Below are 18,688 nucleotides of genomic sequence, written 5' to 3'. Positions count from 1 at the left end.
ACCATTGTAGTTACTGCGATTAGTGATAATAATACACTAATCTACTTTTAATTGAGTACTTATAATGGCTTATTGGTTATTCAAAACTGAACCTGACGCATATTCTATCGACGACTTAAAAAGTGATGTACAACAGAGTACGTTTTGGGAAGGGATCCGCAACTACCAAGCGCGCAATTTTATGCGCGATCAAATGCAAGTAGGAGACAAGGTCTTTATTTACCATTCAAGTTGCAAAGTCCCTGCTGTAGTAGGAATTGCACAAGTAACCAAAGCTGCCGAAACAGACCCCTATCAGTTTGATGCCAGCAGTGATTACTATGATCCAAAGTCCACACCAGACAAGCCTAGGTGGATAGGTGTGACCGTGCAATTTGTGGAGCTGCTTTCGTCACCGGTGACACTCAAAGCGATTAAGGCAGATGATGCGATTTTCGATCTTGCACTGAAAAAAGCCGGAAGACTCTCAATTATGCCAGTGACAGAGCAGGAGTGGCGTCACATCATTGAAATGTCAAAAAGATGACCCTAACTATGCTTTTTGCCACGAGGTTTTACTCGTCCTGTTTTGGGGATCATGGTGACATATAACAACAAGGCTATCCACGAGAAGAACAAGGTACCGATTAACCAGCCATTCTTCTCATGGCCTTTGGAGCGTTTACTGCCAGCAACCAGAGCAATGGGTACTAGATAAACACACACAACCCCCACCATCAACATCAATTCGCTCATAACTGCTCCCAAGCTACCTCTTTCTCTAAAACCCGTTGAGGTGCAATATAGTGAATAATATCCCCGCCCGTCAGCCCATAACTCAACGGTGGGTTCAAATCCATATTTTGACCACTTCGGTCGTGCGCAACTCCTAGCAAAGTGGCATTGTGATGCTCTTTAAAAAACATAAACAACTGGCCAAACTTACAACTCGTTACCGAGCTTGGTATTTGCAGACTAAACTGTGTATCACCACGCAGTGTTGACAACAATTCTTCTTGAATACGACTCGAACCAGGATCTTGCATAGAACGCACCAATATTTCGGCTGACATGGCCGTTGAGCACTCTACATTTTCGCAATGTAAACGCAGTAGCTCTGCCTTAGTCTCATCGATGAAGTGGGCACAAATGTGTGCGCTAGCCTGCACAATTGGACTCAACTTGAGTGCAGTGGTGAATGTGTGATCATCATCTTTGCCGTCAACTATCACTTTAGCAGCAGCGCCGATAGCAGTGCGAGACAATTCAATATCATCGGTAAAACTGGCAAGACGCACAAAGTCCACTTGAGGGTAACGCAGTAAAGGGTGCTCCATATCTTCATGCACAGCAAGTACAATTCGCCGTTCAATCCGTTTGTTGTCGGCAAGAATAAACTCGATCATTTTTTCGGTGCGCGTTGGGTGCCAGCCAAAAATGATGATGTGATCGTTTAAATGAGAGAAATCTTTATCGCCTTTCATTGCTCTTTTTACCCATATTGTAATTTCTTGACCAACTTTCCCTAGCAAAACACCAAATAGCGCTAACCCAAATGGAATTTGCACCAATGCAACAGCCCACCTACCCATTTCAGTAGTAGCACTGAAGTCGCCGTACCCCACTGTCGATGTGGTCACGACATAATAATAAACAAAGGTACTAAACGGTAACAGCGCGTGCTCTTGTGCAAACCATAACATTCCCCAAGTCAGCAGCATATGGCATGCTGTGGCGAGTACAAGGATTTGCCAGCTGGCGCGATTGATGTGATTTTGGATTTGTAACAGCATGCGCTTTATTACGATCGGCATTTATTATCCCAAAACTGTGTATTGATCCCTGTATGACATCATCTATCAGTCAAGCAACAAGTCAATGCTTTCAAGGGAAAAAGTTGATTTATTCAGAAATTTTCAGCAAATATTGCATTTTTGCATTACTGTGGTAAAGAACTCGTAATTTTAACAGTTATATGTGTATACTTTGAAAAGCAGCTAGATGACGAGGTGAAAGTATGGCGGGTGTGTTAGCTTCAGTTGATCAACGCACACAGTTAGTGGGTGAAAACCGGCTTGAATTATTGCTATTTCATTTACACAGTAGACACCTGTTTGCATTGAACGTTTTTAAAGTTAAAGAAGTTGTTAAACTACCTCACCTGAACAAAATGCCCAATGCACACCCCAAAGTGGCAGGGGTAACCAATATTCGCGGTGAGTCGATCCCGGTTATCGATTTGCGCCAAGCCATCTGCATGCCCCCCACAGAGTATGACGATGACAGCAACTTGGTTATCACCGAATACAATCGTACCGTCCAAGCCTTTTTAGTTGGCAAAGTAGATCATATCGTCAATACGACATGGTCAGACATTATGCCAACCCCGAAATCTGTTGGCCGCAATCACTACTTGACAGCATTGACGAAAGTTCAGCGAGATGGCGCTGAGCACATCGTCGAAATCATTGATGTTGAAAAGGTTTTGGCAGAGATCATTGATTACGATGTCGAGATCCCAGAAGGCGTGCTAGACAACACCATTTTGAGTGAGTTTAAGGGACGTAAAATCCTCCACGCAGATGACTCCCCCACTGCACGACGCCAAGTATCTGATACGCTTGCGCAAATTGGTATTGAAATTATTCCCGCAACCGACGGACAAGAAGCCCTAAACTTGCTCAAGCACTGGGCTGATGAAGGCATTGATGTTAACAAAGAGCTCATGGCGGTAATCACAGATGCTGAAATGCCTGTGATGGATGGCTATCGGCTCACCTATGAAATTCGCAATGATGAACGGCTCAAGGACCTATATGTCATATTGAATACCTCATTGAGCGGCAGCTTCAACCAAGCCATGGTTGAAAAGGTGGGGTGTAATGCATTTCTGTCTAAGTTTCAGCCCGATTTATTAGTTCAAGAAATGCAAAAACGGTTAAAAGAGATTTTAGGCTAAAAAACTGTATAAAAAGACAGTAAATAAAAAATTAAATCTCTTTTAATTTCAATTAACTAACTAACACCCTTGTCAAATTACACTTTGAAAACTGGGCTTTAAATAAGACGCTAGGTATACTTTGCCCTCACTTTTCGAATTAGGCGCAAAGATGGACGTATCTGAATTACTTGATGGCTTGAATGACAAGCAGCGTGAAGCGGTTGCTGCACCACTGAGCAATATGCTTATTCTGGCTGGTGCTGGCTCCGGAAAAACTCGGGTGTTAGTGCACCGAATCGCGTGGCTTATGCAGGTAGAACACGCCTCTCCTTACAGTATTTTTGCCGTGACTTTTACTAATAAAGCCGCCAAAGAGATGCGCTCACGTGTCGAAGAAACTCTACAAAGCCCAGCCGGAGGTATGTGGATTGGTACTTTCCACGGCTTGTCTCATCGTATTCTGCGTGCCCATCACCGCGAAGCAAACTTACCTGAGTCATTCCAAATATTGGACTCCGACGATCAACAACGCATGATCAGACGCTTGCTCAAGGCCATGAACATTGATGAGAAAAAGTGGCCAGCAAAGCAGCTGAGCTGGTATATCAGCGCGCGAAAAGATGAAGGCTTACGCCCCAAAGATATCCAAGCCTATGATGCCAGCGAGCAGCTTATGCTCAATGTTTATACTGCCTATCAAGAGGCTTGTGATAGAGCGGGTTTAGTTGATTTTGCGGAGATATTGCTGCGTTGCTATGAATTACTACAGCAGCAACCTACTCTACTACGCCACTACCAACAGCGCTTTAAACATATGCTGGTAGACGAATTCCAAGATACAAATAGCATTCAATATCAATGGCTGCGTTTGCTTGCCGGTGGCGACAATAACATCATGATCGTTGGCGACGATGATCAAAGTATTTATGGATGGCGTGGCGCAAAAATTGAAAACATCAAACGCTTTTTAAAAGACTTTGATGCCGATACAATACGCCTTGAGCAAAACTACCGTTCCACAGGTACGATTTTGAAAGCGTCCAATGCCCTCATTCAAAATAACTCTGAACGCATGGGTAAGAGCCTTTGGACCGACGGCACGCAAGGCGAACCCATCTCAATTTACGCCGCATTTAACGAATTAGACGAAGCACGCTTCACCATAGGTAAAATTAAGTCTTGGCTGCAAAATGGTAACGCACTGACAGACTGTGCCATTTTATACCGCAACAATGCCCAATCTCGTGTACTGGAAGAGGCACTTCTCCAAGAAGGGCTCAAATATCGTATTTATGGCGGCATGCGCTTCTTCGAGCGACAAGAAATCAAAGATGCCCTTTCATACTTGCGCCTGATCAGCAATCGTAATGACGACGCTGCGTTTGAACGTGTTATCAATACACCAGCGCGTGGGATTGGCGACAAAACATTGAGCCATATTCGCGACTGCGCTCGTAATGAATCTCTCCCGCTGTGGTACGCAGCTAAAGCCGTTATTGATCAAAAACATTTAGCAGGGCGTGCTGCAACAGCCGTAACACGCTTTATTGAATTGATTGAACAACTTGATGAAAATTTAGTCGAGTTGGCGCTTGCTGAGCAAGCAAAAACCACCATAGAGCACTCTGGGCTATTGGCTATGTATCAAGCTGAAAAAGGTGAAAAAGGCCGCGCACGAGTGGAAAACTTGGAAGAATTGATCAATGCCTGTGGTCAGTTTGAATTACCAGTTGAAGAAGAGTTTACTTCACCACTGCAAGGTTTCTTGGCCTATACATCACTGGAGTCTGGCGAAGGGCAGGCCGACGAGCACGAAGATGCGGTACAGATGATGACGCTTCACTCTGCCAAGGGCTTAGAGTTCCCACTGGTATTTATGGTGGGCGTGGAAGAAGGCATGTTCCCTTCACAACAAAGCCATGAAGAATCAGGCCGCTTAGAGGAAGAGCGTCGCCTATGTTATGTTGGCATGACACGTGCGATGCAAAAGCTCTATATCAGCCATGCCGAAAGCCGTCGTTTGTATGGCCAAGAGAAATACCATAGTCCCTCTCGATTTTTGCGCGAACTGCCTGACGACTGTACTGAAGAGATCCGCATTAAAACCCAAGTATCTAGGCCAGCTAGCACCAATCGCTTCAGCGCATCAGTCAGCCATGCCGCATTTGAAGACAGTGACTTCAACCTAGGACAACGGGTGCTGCACGCAAAATTTGGTGCAGGTAACGTACTCAATTACGAAGGTGTTGGTGCACAATCTCGTATACAAGTGAACTTTGATGACGTCGGTACCAAATGGCTCGTAACAGCGTATGCAAGATTGCAAGCCATTTAGTCTAAAACCCCAACTGGCAGGGTTAAAAATAGCAAGGCATCGTCAATTACTACTGTTGTGTGGAAGCAGGGATTGGGGGGTGCGTTGCTTTTTGCAGCTTGCTCAATCCGCTGAGCAATTGATACTCAGCGATGATGCTAGTTGGCCTGAGGCTTTGTGGCCACAACACTTGCACCAAATACTGGGGCAAGAGTTCGAGTTTGTTCTGTATGATGGCTATAGCGGTATTATTCCCAACAAACTGGCTGCTTGCACAGGCACAGTCAAAGCTGGCGGATTACTCGTATTATTGCTACCAGAATTATCAGCACTTTCAACATGGTGCGATCCAGCCCTAGCACGCTGGCTCTCTGAAGGTGAACAAACACACAAGAGCCCTTTTTTGGCACGCTTAGCCCACCATTTGCAGCGGCAGCAATGCTGGCTGTTCAGTGAACAAGGTGGGCCCAAATTACCCACCACATACAGTGCCTCGTGTCAGACCTTGAACTTAACGTCACAATCTCAAGCTGTCAGCCAAATAGTCACCCATCTGCAACAACATCCAAACACACCCGTCTTATTGAGTGCAGACAGGGGTCGAGGCAAGTCAGCCGCACTTGGATTGATAGCAGCACAGTTTGCCGGCAAAAATATCGTTTTGTGTGCTCAGCAGCGCCGTGCAGTGCAAAATGGCTTTATCCATTTTTGCAATGTGCTTGGATTGACACCACCAGAAATAAATAAAAATCAAGTTAGTACGCTGAGTTATATTCCACCTGATATTTTATTAGCTACACAGCCTGCAATCGATATCTTGTTGGTTGATGAAGCGGCAGCCATTCCCGTGCCGCTCCTAAAGCAATTGTTGGCGCGCTACCCTAGAGTGATTTTTGCGAGTACCCTAGTTGGCTATGAGGGCAATGGCCGCGGTTACACACTACGATTTCAAGACTACTTAAAGTCTAAACACCCCGGCTATTTAGATCTGCATTTGGCTGAACCCATACGTTATGCCCAAGGCGACCCATTGGAGCAACATATGCGCCAATTGCTGGCTCTCGACTGTCAATATGCAGCTCTTTCGCCTCAGCTAGACAAAATTAGCTACCTCAGCGTCGACAACAATGCCCTCATTGAAAATGAGGCACTCCTTGAGCAAGTCTTTGCATTACTTGTATTGGCCCACTATCAAACGTCGGTTAATGATCTGCGACAGCTGCTCGACAGCCCAAGTAATCGCTTATTTATTGCTTTTCAAAATAACCACCCTGTCGCGGTTTGCTTGGTAAATTTAGAAGGGGCTCTTGATGGCGACTTGGCCGCCCATATTGCACTGGGAACTCGACGACCAGCAGGCCATTTAATGGCGCAACAACTGAGCCAATTAATGGGGAACAGTGAGTTTTGCACTCATCGAGGGGCGCGTATAGCACGTATCGCTGTGGCCCCATCCCACCAAAAGTACGGTATTGGCAGTGCCTTGATCCGCTTTTCTATGCACCAACTTGCCGACAAAGTCAGTTATTTCGGCAGTAGTTTTGGCGCGCAAGCGAATTTACTCGATTTTTGGCAAAACTTAGGATTTAAGCCGTTAAAGCTCGGCTTCAAACAAGATAAAGCCAGTGGAGAATTTGCAGTCTTGGTGGTCCACAAAGATAGTCAAATCGACATAAAACTAGAGTTGAGTACATTTGCGGAACAGTTGTATTTTGCGCTCAGTGGATTGTATGCGCAGCTTCCCTGGCAACTGGTACGCAGCTTTCTCTGCTCAGCGCCAAACAAAGACCTCAGTGAATCGCAGCTCAAACAACTCGCCTATCTGAAATCTAAACTTGCCAATGAGCAACAAATTGCACCATTTGTAGAGCAGATCATAAAAACACAACCTAGCATCATAAATTCCTTGTCAAAGATTGCCCAACAATATGTAATTCTACTATTATTACAGCGACATCAGCCAAAAGAATTACCTCAAGAACTAAGGTTACAATCTAAGAAGCAAGTGCAACAGGCCTATCAGTCACTGTTATCGGAAGTTTATGCTGAAATTATTTCTAAAAGCGATCCTCATTAGTGCAGCTCTATTACAATCATTGCTGTGTTTCGCGACCCCCGCTAAAACAACCATAAAACTGGGAATGAGCGTCGCTCTGAGCGGTCCAGCGAGTCATATTGGCCAACAGCTTAAACAAGGCCATGAACTCTACTTCAATTATGCAAATCAGAAAAAACGACCTGAACAACCACATATTAAATTACTGGTTTTAGACGACGGATACGAACCAAGTCGTGCCGTCGATAATACTCACTATTTAATAAAACACCAAAACGTTGATGCCCTCATTGGTAATATGGGCACGCCCACCACCCATGCAATTAAAGACATATTAAAAAAGCACCAACTGCCGTTATTAATGCCTTATACTGGCGCTGAATTTTTATATCAAAATCCAGGTTTTCCGATCTTCAAACTTCGGGCGAGCTATTTGGATGAGGCCAAGGATCAAGTGAAATATCTTGTAGAAGAGTTAGGACACAAAAACGTAGCCCTTTTTATTCAAGCAGATGAATTTGGTTTAACGCTAGAAAAAAGCCATCGCCAAGCGCTCAAGAACCAAGGGATTGAACCAGTCGTGATTGCGCGCTTTAGACGTAATACCAATGATGTTGCCAAAGCCCTAACACAGATATTAACCACCCAGGTCACAGCCATTGCAATGATAGGTACTTATGAACCGTTATCTGCATTCATTAACCAAGCCTACAGAGCGGGCTTTAGAGGCTCCTATACCAGCGTTTCATTCGTCTCTTCAGCGTCCCTGTTCGAGCATATCACTGTACCTGCCAATATTATGGTTACCGAAGTACTGCCTGATCCTCAAACCTGTCAAAGCCAAATCTGTACACTATTTCGCGCGCAAGCCACCGCACATTCAAAGCCCATCAGCTACCAATCGTTCGAAGGATTTATAAACGCTTATCTGTTTACCACAGCTTTGCAATACTGCCAGCAAACTCCATTGTCAGATTGTATAAGCTCAGCCATTTCACGCACGTTAAAGACCGACCCAGCGCTGCAAGACCTACTCAAATTACCACAAAAAAACACGCCTCAAAGGCAGGTATATAGATCTTATTTGAAATATTGATCTATGCTTAGCTCATGCAACTATTGTTTGAGGCGAACATGGACCTGATTAACTTTCGAGTAGGAAAAAAAACAATATCACTCAAAATTTTAGATATCCTATTAACTGAGCGCTACGAGGGCAATCTCACATCACTGCCAAATGACAACCCAAGCTTTTTAGGTGTCAAAGACTATATGGGCACACCCACTCCCATTTTTGATTTAGGTCTGATCTTGAATAACAAGTCTTCGTATGAAACCAACCAATCTTTGGTTGAACTGTTACAACAAAAAGAGCAAGACCAAAAAGCATGGCTAGCAGAGCTTGAGCTAAGTGTGCACAATGACGTTCCATTTACCAAAGCCAGAGACCCTAAACAATCTGAGTTTGGCATGTGGCTATATAGTTTTAAAACGGACAATGAAGATTTAAAAGCCATTCTAGCGCGTTTTGAAGAACCTCACTCTAGGCTGCACACTGTAGCAGATGAAATATTATCTCTGTGCAGCAAAGGTAAAAAGGAACAAGCAATTGCCCTGTTAGACAAAGAAAAGCTCACTACCTTTACAAAGTTAATTCGGTTGTTTGAGTCAGCAAGGGATCAAATCATACTCGACCACAAACCAATCATCGTCTTTACCACTGAGAATGGGCAGCAGCCCCATATTGGCTTACTTGTAGACAGAGTGGAAGACAATATTCACTGTGAAGCGTCAGACATCAAACCACTACATGAAATGACCAATGTTGGTTTTGATATTGATCCGCAAACCAAGAAAATGATGAAGGGATTGATAAAACAAGGGGATAATCACAGTTTGGTGTTAGATCCAAGCGCGATTTTTAGGCCAGAGCATCTACAAGGCTATGCGCCCGAAGAAACCGAAGAGTACGGTCTGTTTTAAAGCAAATAGCTTAAAAACAAAAAACGCCGCTAGAGAGCGGCGTTTTTTTATCGTATTGGCAATTAAGCTTTTGCTTGACGGCTAGCGCGCTTACGCTCACTTTCAGTCAATAGCTTCTTACGAATACGGATGCTCTCAGGCGTTACTTCTACCAGCTCGTCATCATCGATGAACTCGAGCGCTTGCTCAAGTGTCATAACGATTGGTGGTACAAGGTTTTGCGCTTCATCAGTACCTGATGCACGAACGTTAGTTAGCTGCTTACCTTTAAGCGCATTAACTGTTAGGTCGTTATCACGTGCGTGAATACCGATGATCATACCTTCGTATACTTCAACACCGTGACCGATGAATAGCTTACCACGATCTTGTAGATTGAATAGCGCGTTAGTCAGTGCTTTACCTGCCGCGTTTGCGATAAGTACACCGTTCTTACGCTGACCAATATTACCGCCTTTGTGTGGTCCGTAGTGATCAAATGTGTGATACATCAGACCAGAACCAGACGTCAGCGTCATAAAGTCAGTTTGGAAACCGATAAGACCACGTGAAGGCATCATGAAGTCCATACGAATACGGCCTTTGCCATCTGGTGCCATGTCAGTCATTTCTGCTTTACGAAGACCAAGTTGCTCCATGATAGAACCTTGGTGCTCTTCTTCAACGTCAACCGTTACTGTTTCGTAAGGTTCTTCTAATTGGCCGTCTACTTCACGAAGGATTACTTCTGGACGAGATACAGCTAACTCGTAGCCTTCACGACGCATGTTTTCGATTAGGATACCAAGGTGAAGCTCACCACGACCTGATACACGGAAACTATCTGGGTTGTCTGTTTCTTCAACACGTAGAGCTACGTTGTGTACAAGCTCAGCTTGCAGACGCTCAAGGATGTTACGTGAAGTAACGAACTTACCTTCTTGGCCTGAGAACGGAGAAGTGTTTACAGAGAACGTCATCGTTACTGTAGGCTCATCAACAGACAGTGCTGGCAGTGCTTCAACTGCATTTACATCACATACTGTGTCAGAGATCTTAAGCTCACCAAGACCTGTGATCGCGATGATATCACCCGCTTGCGCTTCTTGTGCTTCGTGACGGTCTAGACCTAGGTAAGTAAGTACTTGGCCAACTTTGCCATTACGTGTTTTACCATCAGCGCCAACAATCGTTACCTGCTGGTTTACTTTAACAGTACCGCGCTTGATACGACCAACACCGATTACACCGATGTAAGAGTTGTAATCTAGCTGAGAGATCTGCATTTGGAAGTCACCAGCTGGATCTGCGTCTGGCTGTTCTACCTGCTCTACAATCGCTTCAAACATAGGTTGCATGTTGTCAGACGGCTCGTCTAAGTCAAGCGTTGCCCAACCGTTGATTGCTGATGCATAGATAACTTGGAAGTCAAGCTGCTCGTCTGTTGCACCTAGGTTATCGAATAGGTCAAAGACCTGATCCATTACCCAGTCAGGACGTGCGCCTGGCTTGTCAATTTTGTTGATAACAACAATAGGCTTAAGGCCAAGAGCAAATGCTTTTTGCGTTACGAAACGCGTCTGAGGCATAGGGCCTTCTTGTGCATCTACTAGTAGAAGTACAGAATCAACCATTGATAGTACACGTTCTACTTCACCACCAAAGTCGGCGTGTCCCGGGGTGTCTACGATATTGATATGGTAGTCGTTCCACTCAATGGCGGTGTTTTTCGCCAAGATTGTGATACCACGCTCTTTCTCAATATCATTTGAATCCATTACACGCTCTTCGTTGCCACCGCGTGTCTCTAACGTGCCAGACTGTTCTAGCAGCTTATCGACTAGGGTAGTTTTACCATGGTCAACGTGTGCGATAATCGCAATATTTCTTAACTTTTCAATGCTCATTACTGTTACTCAGAGAAGTTGGCCTTCAGTGATCCTAGTCGATCCACGCAAAATTGCGCACCTAAGATACCGTTCCACAATTAAAGGTCGCGTATTATCCCCTAATAATGTGACAGATGAAAGTTTATCCAGAGGATTTTTTTCCCCTTTACCGCAATTTACCACCGAGATCAGGTACTTTTTTGTCTATTGTTTGTTCCCGTACAAAGTACTAAACTGCGTGACAAGCCCATAGCAAAATGGGTGGTAAGAAAAACAAAGGAACGAAACATGAAATCACAGTCTTTAATTCTGATTGTGGAAGATAATCGCGAAGTTAGACTCGCAGCGCGCTTTGTCTTGGAAGATTTTGGCTATCAAGTCGAAGAAGTGGAAAACCCCGTACAAGCCCATGAGTTTCTCCGCCATACACAGCCAGCCTTGATCATGCTCGACATGAATTTTGATTTAGACTCCACTTCAGGTGAAGAAGGATTGCGTTTCTTGCGCGGTCTAAAAAGAGAGGCTATCGATATCCCTGTCATTGCGATAACAGCCTGGTCAAACACTGATTTAGTAGTGCAGGCAATGCAACTTGGGGCGGTCGATTTTATTGAAAAGCCTTGGCAAAACCAGCGCCTCGAACAAGTTATTCAGCAACAACTGACCATATCAGGACTGCAAAAAAATAACACCGCGCTCAAACAAGTACTCAAGCCCAACTGTGATAAACCCATATGGCAAAGTACTGTCATGCAACAACTGATGGCGCAACTCAACGCTGTGGCACAAACCGATGCAAATATTCTTATCACAGGTGAAAATGGTGTAGGAAAAAGTCACATTGCAACTTGGATCCACAATCAATCGCAGCGCAATGCACAGCCATTTATTTCACTCAATATGGCTGCCATTCCAGAACAACTATTCGAAAGCGAATTATTTGGTCACGTCAAAGGCGCATTTACCGATGCAAAATCAGAACGAGTTGGCCGTTTTGCATTGGCACACCAAGGTACCTTATTTTTAGACGAAATAGGCACCTTACCACTGGCTCAGCAAGCAAAATTACTCAGAGTATTGGAAACAGGTGAATTTGAAATGGTGGGGTCGAGCAAAACCCTAACCAGTGATGTTCGGCTTATCAGCGCAACCAATGCGGAGTTTGAAAAACTTATTGCGAAGAGTGAGTTTCGACAAGACCTGTATTATCGTCTCAATACATTCGCTTTTACTATCCCCGCTTTACGTGAACGCATTGATGATATTGTACCACTTGCCGAACACTTTTTAACTCACCATGGCGCCAAATATAATAAGCCAAACCTCACTATCGCGCCCTGTGCTAAGCAGGCATTGATACAATATGACTGGCCCGGCAATACACGAGAGCTAAGTCACTTAATAGAAAGGGCTGTATTGCTCTGCCAAGATGGTGTCATTCTCGCTCGTGATTTACATCTACCCCATGCCCAAGTAAATAGCCTCGAAAGTACACTGCCAGAGATGACGCTGGAAGAAGCGGAAAAACACCTTATTGTGCAAGCACTGAATAAATTTGAAGGCAATAAGAACAAAGCAGCTCAACAGCTAGGGATCACCAAACAGGCGCTGTATCGGCGGTTAGAAAAATATGCATTGGAAGAATAATAGCCTAGAAGGCTTTTGGAAAAGGCAATGCCTAATGTTAATCCTAGTGCAAATAAGCTTACTCACTATTTGCTGGCAATTTGGTCTGGTTCAGGGAAAGCCTCTTTTAAACATTGTAACCATAAGCTGTTTAGTAACTTGGATCGGCATAACTATTTGGATATTTTACCGTATTATCACCCAAGTAAAGTCCTCCTATTTACGCAGCACATTTCAATTGGAGTCATGTCGAAATCAAGACTTTAGCCAACAGGCAAAAGCCCACTTCTCTGCCGGGGTCGTTGGTCAGTTTCACCACCAGCTCAACAATTTAAGTAATGACTTACTTACATCAAAAGAGAGTGAAAACAAAGATTCAATATTACTACTTCGGCTGGTGAAACAGCTAAACACCCCTATTTTAGTATTCGACGAACGCTTACAATTAAGTTTTGGCAATCAGGCCTGTGGCGCATTATTTGACAAACCTTGGCAAACACTGCGTTTTACTACTGCCGCTCGACTGGGCTTGGAGCACCAGCCCGATTGGCACTTTAAAGATGAAAAAAACCAACAACGTTGGCAAGTACGTCATAGTAACTTTAATCACAACGGACACACCTATCACTTGTTGGTCATGACAGATATCCAAATTGCATTAAGAGGGCAAGAGCTCAAAGCGTGGCAGAGGTTGATCCGGGTCATTAGTCATGAGATCCGCAACTCCTTGACACCTGTCAGTACAATGCTGGAAAGGCTCAAACACAGAGCAACGAGCGAACGTGATAGCGCCGCTTTCGAGGTAATTGTAGAACGTTGCCAACACCTCGCTGAGTTTGTCAAAAGGTACGCGCAATTACAGCAAAGTGTCACAGTTAAAGCCTATGAGCAGCCTTTTGAGCGGGTATGCACGGAACTCACATCTTTATTCCCCCAAGCAAATTGGCACCTCGAAGGTCAACATTTACAACTGTATTGCGATGCAACACTCCTTAAACAAGTACTTATCAATTTAACCAAAAATGCATTGGAAGCCTGTACAGATCGACCGCAACTGACCCTATCATTGAAGCTTAAAAACCAATCTGCGACGATAAGCCTCACTGACAATGGCCATGGCCTAAGCAATCCTGATAACCTTTTTGTTCCCTTTTATTCCACCAAAGAGCGCGGTGAAGGTATTGGTTTGATGTTGTGCCAACACCTCACGGAACAAATGAATGGCCAGTTACTGTTAATGAATCGCACCGATGGACATCGCGGCGCTTGTGCTGTGATCTCATTGACGCAACCTACTTCTTGAGTGTCCGAATTTAATATAGTGAGGTCCAGTTTCGGACCTAACTATATTAAAACAAAAAAGAAAAAACAAAAACAACAACTAAATCAATGCTTTATATTTTGGCATATGGCTTGCTCAATCCTTTACATCATCAATAAATAATAAAGATAAATATGGACATCGTTAGATCAAAAACAGTCTCGCCAAAACTCTCTCTCAAGAGAAAGATCACGGCACTAGTCATCTGTGCCTCTGTGCTAGGCGGTGTATTTCACTTCTCTTCATCATCGAACTCCACCAGCTTACAACGGAGTAGCTTAATTGTCGCGACGGTACATCGGGGTGATTTGGCTATCCAAGTTGATGGATATGGCGTACTGCGTTCCAACCAACAAAAGCTGTTAACAGCACAAAGTAGTGCCACTGTCAGCGAAATACTACTGCGCCCAGGTGCGGTTGTAACACCGGACTCTGTGATTTTAAGAATGCAAGATCCCGACCTCAAGCAGTCGATCGAAACTGCACGTATGGCACTGGAAGAGCAAGAAGCAAATTTGCGCCGTCAAAAGCTTGCCAATCAGCGCGAGCGCCTCTCAGAAAAAGCCACTCAAGCTCAGCTTGAGAGCGAGCATCAATCGCTGGTATTGCGCCGCCAAGCACAGCAAGTGCTGCGCGACCAAGGCGTGATACCAGCCTTAGATGTGCAAACCGCAGAGCTAGAGGAACAACAGTTAGGTGCACGTGCCGAATTGCAGCGCCAACGCATAGCGCAGCTGGCACAATTACATCAAGAAGATATTGAAATATCTCAACAACAAGTGAACCAAGCGCGCTCAAACTTAGTCAGATTGGAGCAACGCGCTCAGCAGCTAGAAGTCACAGCGGGGATCAGCGGTACCATCCAACGTCTCGCCGTTGAGCTCGGTCAAAGTGTGTCAGCGGGCCAAGAGTTAGCGCAAGTAGGGAGTAACTCTGACTTACAAGCGCTGATCCGCGTACCGCAATCAAAAGCGGAGCAAATCAAAGTAGGACAAACTGCCACAATCGATACGCGTCGTGAACGCGCTCCCGCTACCGTCACTCGGATCACGCCACAAGTGCAAGATGGCACCATCGAAGTGGAACTGTCTTTTACCGAGGGCGTACCTGAGTCGGCCAGACCGGAGTTAAGCGTCGAAGCTGAAATCCTCACTAGCCAATTAAGCAACACTTTATATGTAGAGCGCCCAGCGAATAAGCAAGCCCATAGTGCGACTGAGATTTACATCATCGACGGGGATCAAGCTGTTGCAACCACAGTACGATTCGGCAAAGACGCAGGTCGACACTTGCAAATTCTGCAAGGTGCGCAAGAAAACCAGCGCGTCATTCTCTCTGATATGACACAGCACAGTGAACATAAAGCCATCACGTTACTTTGAACCCAATAACAAGAATTAAGCAAAGGATTTAGACATGAAAGAAAGCGTACTAACAATGTCAGATGTGACCAAAGTATTCAACACCGAAGAAATGGAAACCCATGCATTAAGGGGCATAGATCTCACCATTTATCGCGGTGACTTTGTGTCAATCTGTGGCCCTTCAGGCTGCGGTAAATCAACTTTATTGTCCATTTTAGGGCTACTGGATATGCCTAGCTCAGGGAAATATCAAATTGAGGGTGAAGAAGTCAGCCAACTTACTTTGGCGCAATCAGCTTATATCCGTAATGAAAAAATCGGTTTTATATTCCAGTCATTTAACCTGATTGATGAACTGACTGTATACGACAATGTAGCGCTGCCTCTAAGATACCGAAAAGAGCCGCTGCCAGAGCAGCAGATCAAACAAGCCGTGGAAACTTGCCTTGCCAAAGTAGACATGAGCCACCGTGCAAACCACAAGCCCAACCAACTTTCCGGTGGTCAACAGCAACGTATTGCCATTGCCAGAGCACTGGTTGGACAGCCAAGCATGCTGTTGGTCGATGAACCGACAGGTAACCTCGATTCAATCAATGGCGATGCCGTGATGGCAATGTTGCAACAACTTAATGCTGAAGGCACCACTTTATGCATGGTGACTCACGATCCACGCTATGCCGACATGGCTACTCGGCAGCTACATTTGCTCGATGGCAAAATTATCGACAGTGAAGAGCATAGCGACCTTGAGCATGCGTTTAAAATTCCACTTGCACAGTAAGTAGGTGTCATTATGCTGAAACACAATTTATTAATCGCTATCAAAAGCCTAGCAAGAGTTAAAAGCTATGCACTAACCATCATCATGACCTTAGGCGTCACTTTGGGTGTGATGGTGGCTATGTATAATTTGAACTACCAAATTATCGCTGCACCACTGCCTTATCCTGATCAGGATAGGCTGTTCTTGGTCCAAGGCCAACTGCTGGCTGACGGTGAAGTAAAGCGTGAAAATTACCTGCCCTTTCTCGGCGCAATTGAAGCCTATAAAGATCAGCACCCAGGTATCGAGACTTTTGCCCTGCACAATATCAGTATTGATGTTGAGCAAAGCTTACCGAACAGCCCCACCTTTAATATGGGTGCTATCACACCTGAGTTTATGCAGATCATTGATGCACCGCTGGCATTAGGGCGTCACTTTACAAAAGATGAGGGGCTCGACAGCAATCAACCGGTTGCCATTATTTCATACGATGTCTGGCAATCTCACTTCGGTGGCAGTAGTGAAGTACTGTATCGCTCGGTTACTTTCAAAGGCATTAGCTTTGTCATCATTGGCGTAACAGCTGAACACTTCGCAGAGCCGGTATTGGCAACTCCCACTTGGCGCACCGATGTCTGGCTACCATACGATTACCGTGATACTCAAGAGCCACTATGGACATTTTCATCTAATCAGGTTCACTTGGTCGGTAAATTAGCCAAAGATACGGATCTCAACCGCACTCAGCTAGCACTCAATAACTGGGTGATGGCACGCTATCCAGCAGCAGTTGCAAATGATCCTACCGTCGCCAATACCGAAGTTAAATGGCGCTTTACCACTTACAAATCACGTATTATTGGCGATGCAGGCAATACCAGTGTCATGATGCTCGCAGGCAGTGTAGTACTGCTGCTTATTGCCCTCAGCAATGTCGGCAACCTCGTTCTATCCCGTGCTGTTGAGCAACAACGTGCTTTTGCTATTCAAGCCGCATTAGGTGCGCAGCCTCACCACTTATTCAAACAAGTACTGGTTGAATTATCCTTGCTATTCGCTGCCGCACTCATTGTTGCCACCGCTATTGTAAGCCTTATTTTGGGCTTATTAAAAGCTGGATATGCAGGTCCACTTGCACGTTTAAATGAACTCAGCCTCAACATAAACACTGTGCTATTTGCGATTGTCTTAACACTCATTCTTAATTTCGCACTCGCTTGGGCGGTCAGCAAGCAACTGAATTACAATGCCATTATTGGTGCATTGCAAAGCAGTGGTAAGGGTTCTGGCGTACAAGTCTCTAAGCGTACGCGCCAAGCACTGGTATCAATGCAGGTATTTTTTTGCATCTCTCTGCTTGTATTATGTGTGAGTATTTTCAAGCAAAGCTGGGCACAACTCACAGCACCAACGCACATCAATACTGAAAATACTTCACAGATCGCCCTGAACGTTGGGACCTTACTCAATGACATGTCTACTGAGCAACGTGCCACACTGGTACTAGAAGCAACAGAGCGACTTAACCAACACAGTGACATTGTGCGTGCAGGGATTGGCGGCTATCCACCTATCGCCTATTGGCTAGAGCAATTTGCTTCATATCACTCACAATTAGAGCCCGGTATGGATAAGCCTATCGTGACACACAAACTCGTCTGGGGTACACGCGTTTATTTTGAAACATTCGGATTGACCTTGACTCAAGGGCGACACTTTACTGATGCTGAAGCCAGAGATAGAGCACCTGTGGTGATCATCAATGAATATATGGCAGATGTGATTAAAGCCTCAGGGCAAGAGCCTATTGGCGCCAAATTGTATGCACGAAACTCAAGCGACCCTATCACGGTAGTAGGTATCGTAGGTAACTTGAACCTGCCCAACCAACCACCGATCTCACGTATATACCGCCCTCGAGTGAATACCGGGTACCCAACTATTGTGGTCGAAACAAAACCCAACGTGCAACTCACTCGACAAGGCATTAATGATTTGCTGGCGGAAGTACATTCACAAATACGCGTTTATGACTTACAAACCACAGAGCAAATTTTGTCCTCGCACCTTAAATCACAGCGCGTTGCCAGTATTTTTACTATTGTGCTTTCAGTGGTCGCGGTGATATTAGCAGGTATTGGTATTTACGGCGTATTTCGTTATGCCATTGCATTAAGACGCTATGAGCTAGGTATTAGAATGTCAATTGGCGCAACCCCTGTAGCAATTTTCAAGCTGGTACTGATAGAAAATATGCAGCCATTTTTAATCGCAGCCGCTGCGGCCACCTGCGCATTACTTATCGGATACGTTAGTGCTGCGTCTTCGCCCATCATGCAAATGATGAATGTGTGGAGTTGGTTTATCCCAGTCGCCCTAATAGCAAGTCTAGTCATAGGTATCACCCTGCTATCTACTTGGACAATCATTCGCCAACCAGCGCAATATGCACTAAAAGGTGCCTAAC

The 18,688-nt window shown here is 44.9% G+C and carries 14 protein-coding genes; 11 read left to right on the top strand and 3 right to left on the bottom strand.

All coding sequences use genetic code 11. From position 1 onward, the window contains the following. Positions 1–64 precede the first annotated feature (64 nt). Positions 65–526, top strand: coding sequence for an EVE domain-containing protein (locus J8M00_RS23755; protein ID WP_211012916.1), 462 nt, complete (start codon positions 65–67; stop codon positions 524–526). A gap of 2 nt (positions 527–528) precedes the next feature. Here J8M00_RS23755 and J8M00_RS23750 read toward each other — a convergent pair whose 3' ends face one another. Together J8M00_RS23750 and J8M00_RS23745 are read right to left on the bottom strand one after the other, a co-directional pair. Next, a complete protein-coding gene (locus tag J8M00_RS23750) occupies positions 529–735 on the bottom strand; it encodes a hypothetical protein (protein ID WP_023398462.1) in 207 nt (68 codons plus the stop codon). Continuing rightward, positions 732–1,793, bottom strand: a complete 1,062-nt coding sequence (locus tag J8M00_RS23745) for a potassium channel family protein (protein WP_211012915.1) — start codon at positions 1,791–1,793, stop codon at positions 732–734. Before J8M00_RS23745 ends, J8M00_RS23750 begins: the two co-directional genes overlap by 4 nt. 203 nt (positions 1,794–1,996) lie before the next feature. Here J8M00_RS23745 and J8M00_RS23740 point away from each other — a divergent pair, with 203 nt between their 5' ends. From J8M00_RS23740 to J8M00_RS23720, 5 genes are all read left to right on the top strand, one after another. Continuing rightward, positions 1,997–2,938: a chemotaxis protein CheV gene (locus J8M00_RS23740; RefSeq protein WP_211012914.1), complete on the top strand. Its 942-nt coding sequence runs from the start codon at positions 1,997–1,999 to the stop codon at positions 2,936–2,938. A 151-nt stretch (positions 2,939–3,089) separates the two neighbouring features. Next, positions 3,090–5,255, top strand: a complete 2,166-nt coding sequence (gene uvrD, locus J8M00_RS23735; protein ID WP_211012913.1) for a DNA helicase II — start codon at positions 3,090–3,092, stop codon at positions 5,253–5,255. Then, positions 5,233–7,311: a GNAT family N-acetyltransferase gene (locus J8M00_RS23730; RefSeq protein ID WP_211012912.1), complete on the top strand. Its 2,079-nt coding sequence runs from the start codon at positions 5,233–5,235 to the stop codon at positions 7,309–7,311. The genes uvrD and J8M00_RS23730 overlap by 23 nt, the downstream gene beginning before the upstream one ends. Then, the gene (locus tag J8M00_RS23725; protein WP_211012911.1) at positions 7,277–8,386 is read left to right on the top strand and encodes an ABC transporter substrate-binding protein; all 1,110 of its coding nucleotides are present in this window, start codon (positions 7,277–7,279) and stop codon (positions 8,384–8,386) included. The genes J8M00_RS23730 and J8M00_RS23725 overlap by 35 nt, the downstream gene beginning before the upstream one ends. Before the next feature lie 38 nt (positions 8,387–8,424). Continuing rightward, entirely contained in the window at positions 8,425–9,273 is an 849-nt protein-coding gene (locus tag J8M00_RS23720; protein ID WP_211012990.1) for a chemotaxis protein CheW, read from the top strand. Positions 9,274–9,335: 62 nt separating this feature from the next. On the opposite strand, the gene typA is transcribed toward J8M00_RS23720, so the two are convergent. Further along, complete coding sequence (gene typA, locus J8M00_RS23715) at positions 9,336–11,159, bottom strand: translational GTPase TypA (protein WP_023398469.1); 1,824 nt, start codon at positions 11,157–11,159, stop codon at positions 9,336–9,338. Positions 11,160–11,429: 270 nt separating this feature from the next. On the opposite strand from typA, the gene J8M00_RS23710 reads away from it, so the two are divergent. The 5 genes from J8M00_RS23710 (at position 11,430) to J8M00_RS23690 (ending at position 18,687) form a co-directional block, all read left to right on the top strand. Further along, entirely contained in the window at positions 11,430–12,788 is a 1,359-nt protein-coding gene (locus tag J8M00_RS23710) for a sigma-54-dependent transcriptional regulator (RefSeq protein WP_211012910.1), read from the top strand. Positions 12,789–12,822: 34 nt separating this feature from the next. Then, positions 12,823–14,070: a sensor histidine kinase gene (locus J8M00_RS23705; protein WP_211012909.1), complete on the top strand. Its 1,248-nt coding sequence runs from the start codon at positions 12,823–12,825 to the stop codon at positions 14,068–14,070. 152 nt (positions 14,071–14,222) lie between these two features. Next, entirely contained in the window at positions 14,223–15,470 is a 1,248-nt protein-coding gene (locus J8M00_RS23700; RefSeq protein WP_211012908.1) for an HlyD family secretion protein, read from the top strand. Between the two features lie 34 nt (positions 15,471–15,504). After that, positions 15,505–16,236 carry an ABC transporter ATP-binding protein gene (locus J8M00_RS23695; RefSeq protein WP_211012907.1) on the top strand — a complete coding sequence of 244 codons (732 nt, stop codon included), beginning with the start codon at positions 15,505–15,507 and terminating at the stop codon, positions 16,234–16,236. Positions 16,237–16,248: 12 nt separating this feature from the next. Then, entirely contained in the window at positions 16,249–18,687 is a 2,439-nt protein-coding gene (locus tag J8M00_RS23690; protein WP_211012906.1) for an ABC transporter permease, read from the top strand. Position 18,688 lies beyond the last annotated feature (1 nt).

Source organism: Pseudoalteromonas luteoviolacea, from assembly GCF_018100925.1.
Taxonomy (GTDB): Bacteria; Pseudomonadota; Gammaproteobacteria; order Enterobacterales; family Alteromonadaceae; genus Pseudoalteromonas; species Pseudoalteromonas obscura.
This window is presented reverse-complemented; position numbering and strand designations above follow the sequence as displayed.

Excerpts from the sequence above, each read along its gene's own strand:
- J8M00_RS23755 (WP_211012916.1), top strand. The coding sequence starts at position 65 with ATGGCTTATTGGTTATTCAAAACTGAACCTGACGCATATTCTATCGAC.
- J8M00_RS23750 (WP_023398462.1), bottom strand. The coding sequence starts at position 735 with ATGAGCGAATTGATGTTGATGGTGGGGGTTGTGTGTGTTTATCTAGTA.
- J8M00_RS23745 (WP_211012915.1), bottom strand. The coding sequence starts at position 1,793 with ATGCCGATCGTAATAAAGCGCATGCTGTTACAAATCCAAAATCACATC.
- J8M00_RS23740 (WP_211012914.1), top strand. The coding sequence starts at position 1,997 with ATGGCGGGTGTGTTAGCTTCAGTTGATCAACGCACACAGTTAGTGGGT.
- uvrD (WP_211012913.1), top strand. The coding sequence starts at position 3,090 with ATGGACGTATCTGAATTACTTGATGGCTTGAATGACAAGCAGCGTGAA.
- J8M00_RS23730 (WP_211012912.1), top strand. The coding sequence starts at position 5,233 with ATGCAAGATTGCAAGCCATTTAGTCTAAAACCCCAACTGGCAGGGTTA.
- J8M00_RS23725 (WP_211012911.1), top strand. The coding sequence starts at position 7,277 with ATGCTGAAATTATTTCTAAAAGCGATCCTCATTAGTGCAGCTCTATTA.
- J8M00_RS23720 (WP_211012990.1), top strand. The coding sequence starts at position 8,425 with ATGGACCTGATTAACTTTCGAGTAGGAAAAAAAACAATATCACTCAAA.
- typA (WP_023398469.1), bottom strand. The coding sequence starts at position 11,159 with ATGAGCATTGAAAAGTTAAGAAATATTGCGATTATCGCACACGTTGAC.
- J8M00_RS23710 (WP_211012910.1), top strand. The coding sequence starts at position 11,430 with ATGAAATCACAGTCTTTAATTCTGATTGTGGAAGATAATCGCGAAGTT.
- J8M00_RS23705 (WP_211012909.1), top strand. The coding sequence starts at position 12,823 with ATGTTAATCCTAGTGCAAATAAGCTTACTCACTATTTGCTGGCAATTT.
- J8M00_RS23700 (WP_211012908.1), top strand. The coding sequence starts at position 14,223 with ATGGACATCGTTAGATCAAAAACAGTCTCGCCAAAACTCTCTCTCAAG.
- J8M00_RS23695 (WP_211012907.1), top strand. The coding sequence starts at position 15,505 with ATGAAAGAAAGCGTACTAACAATGTCAGATGTGACCAAAGTATTCAAC.
- J8M00_RS23690 (WP_211012906.1), top strand. The coding sequence starts at position 16,249 with ATGCTGAAACACAATTTATTAATCGCTATCAAAAGCCTAGCAAGAGTT.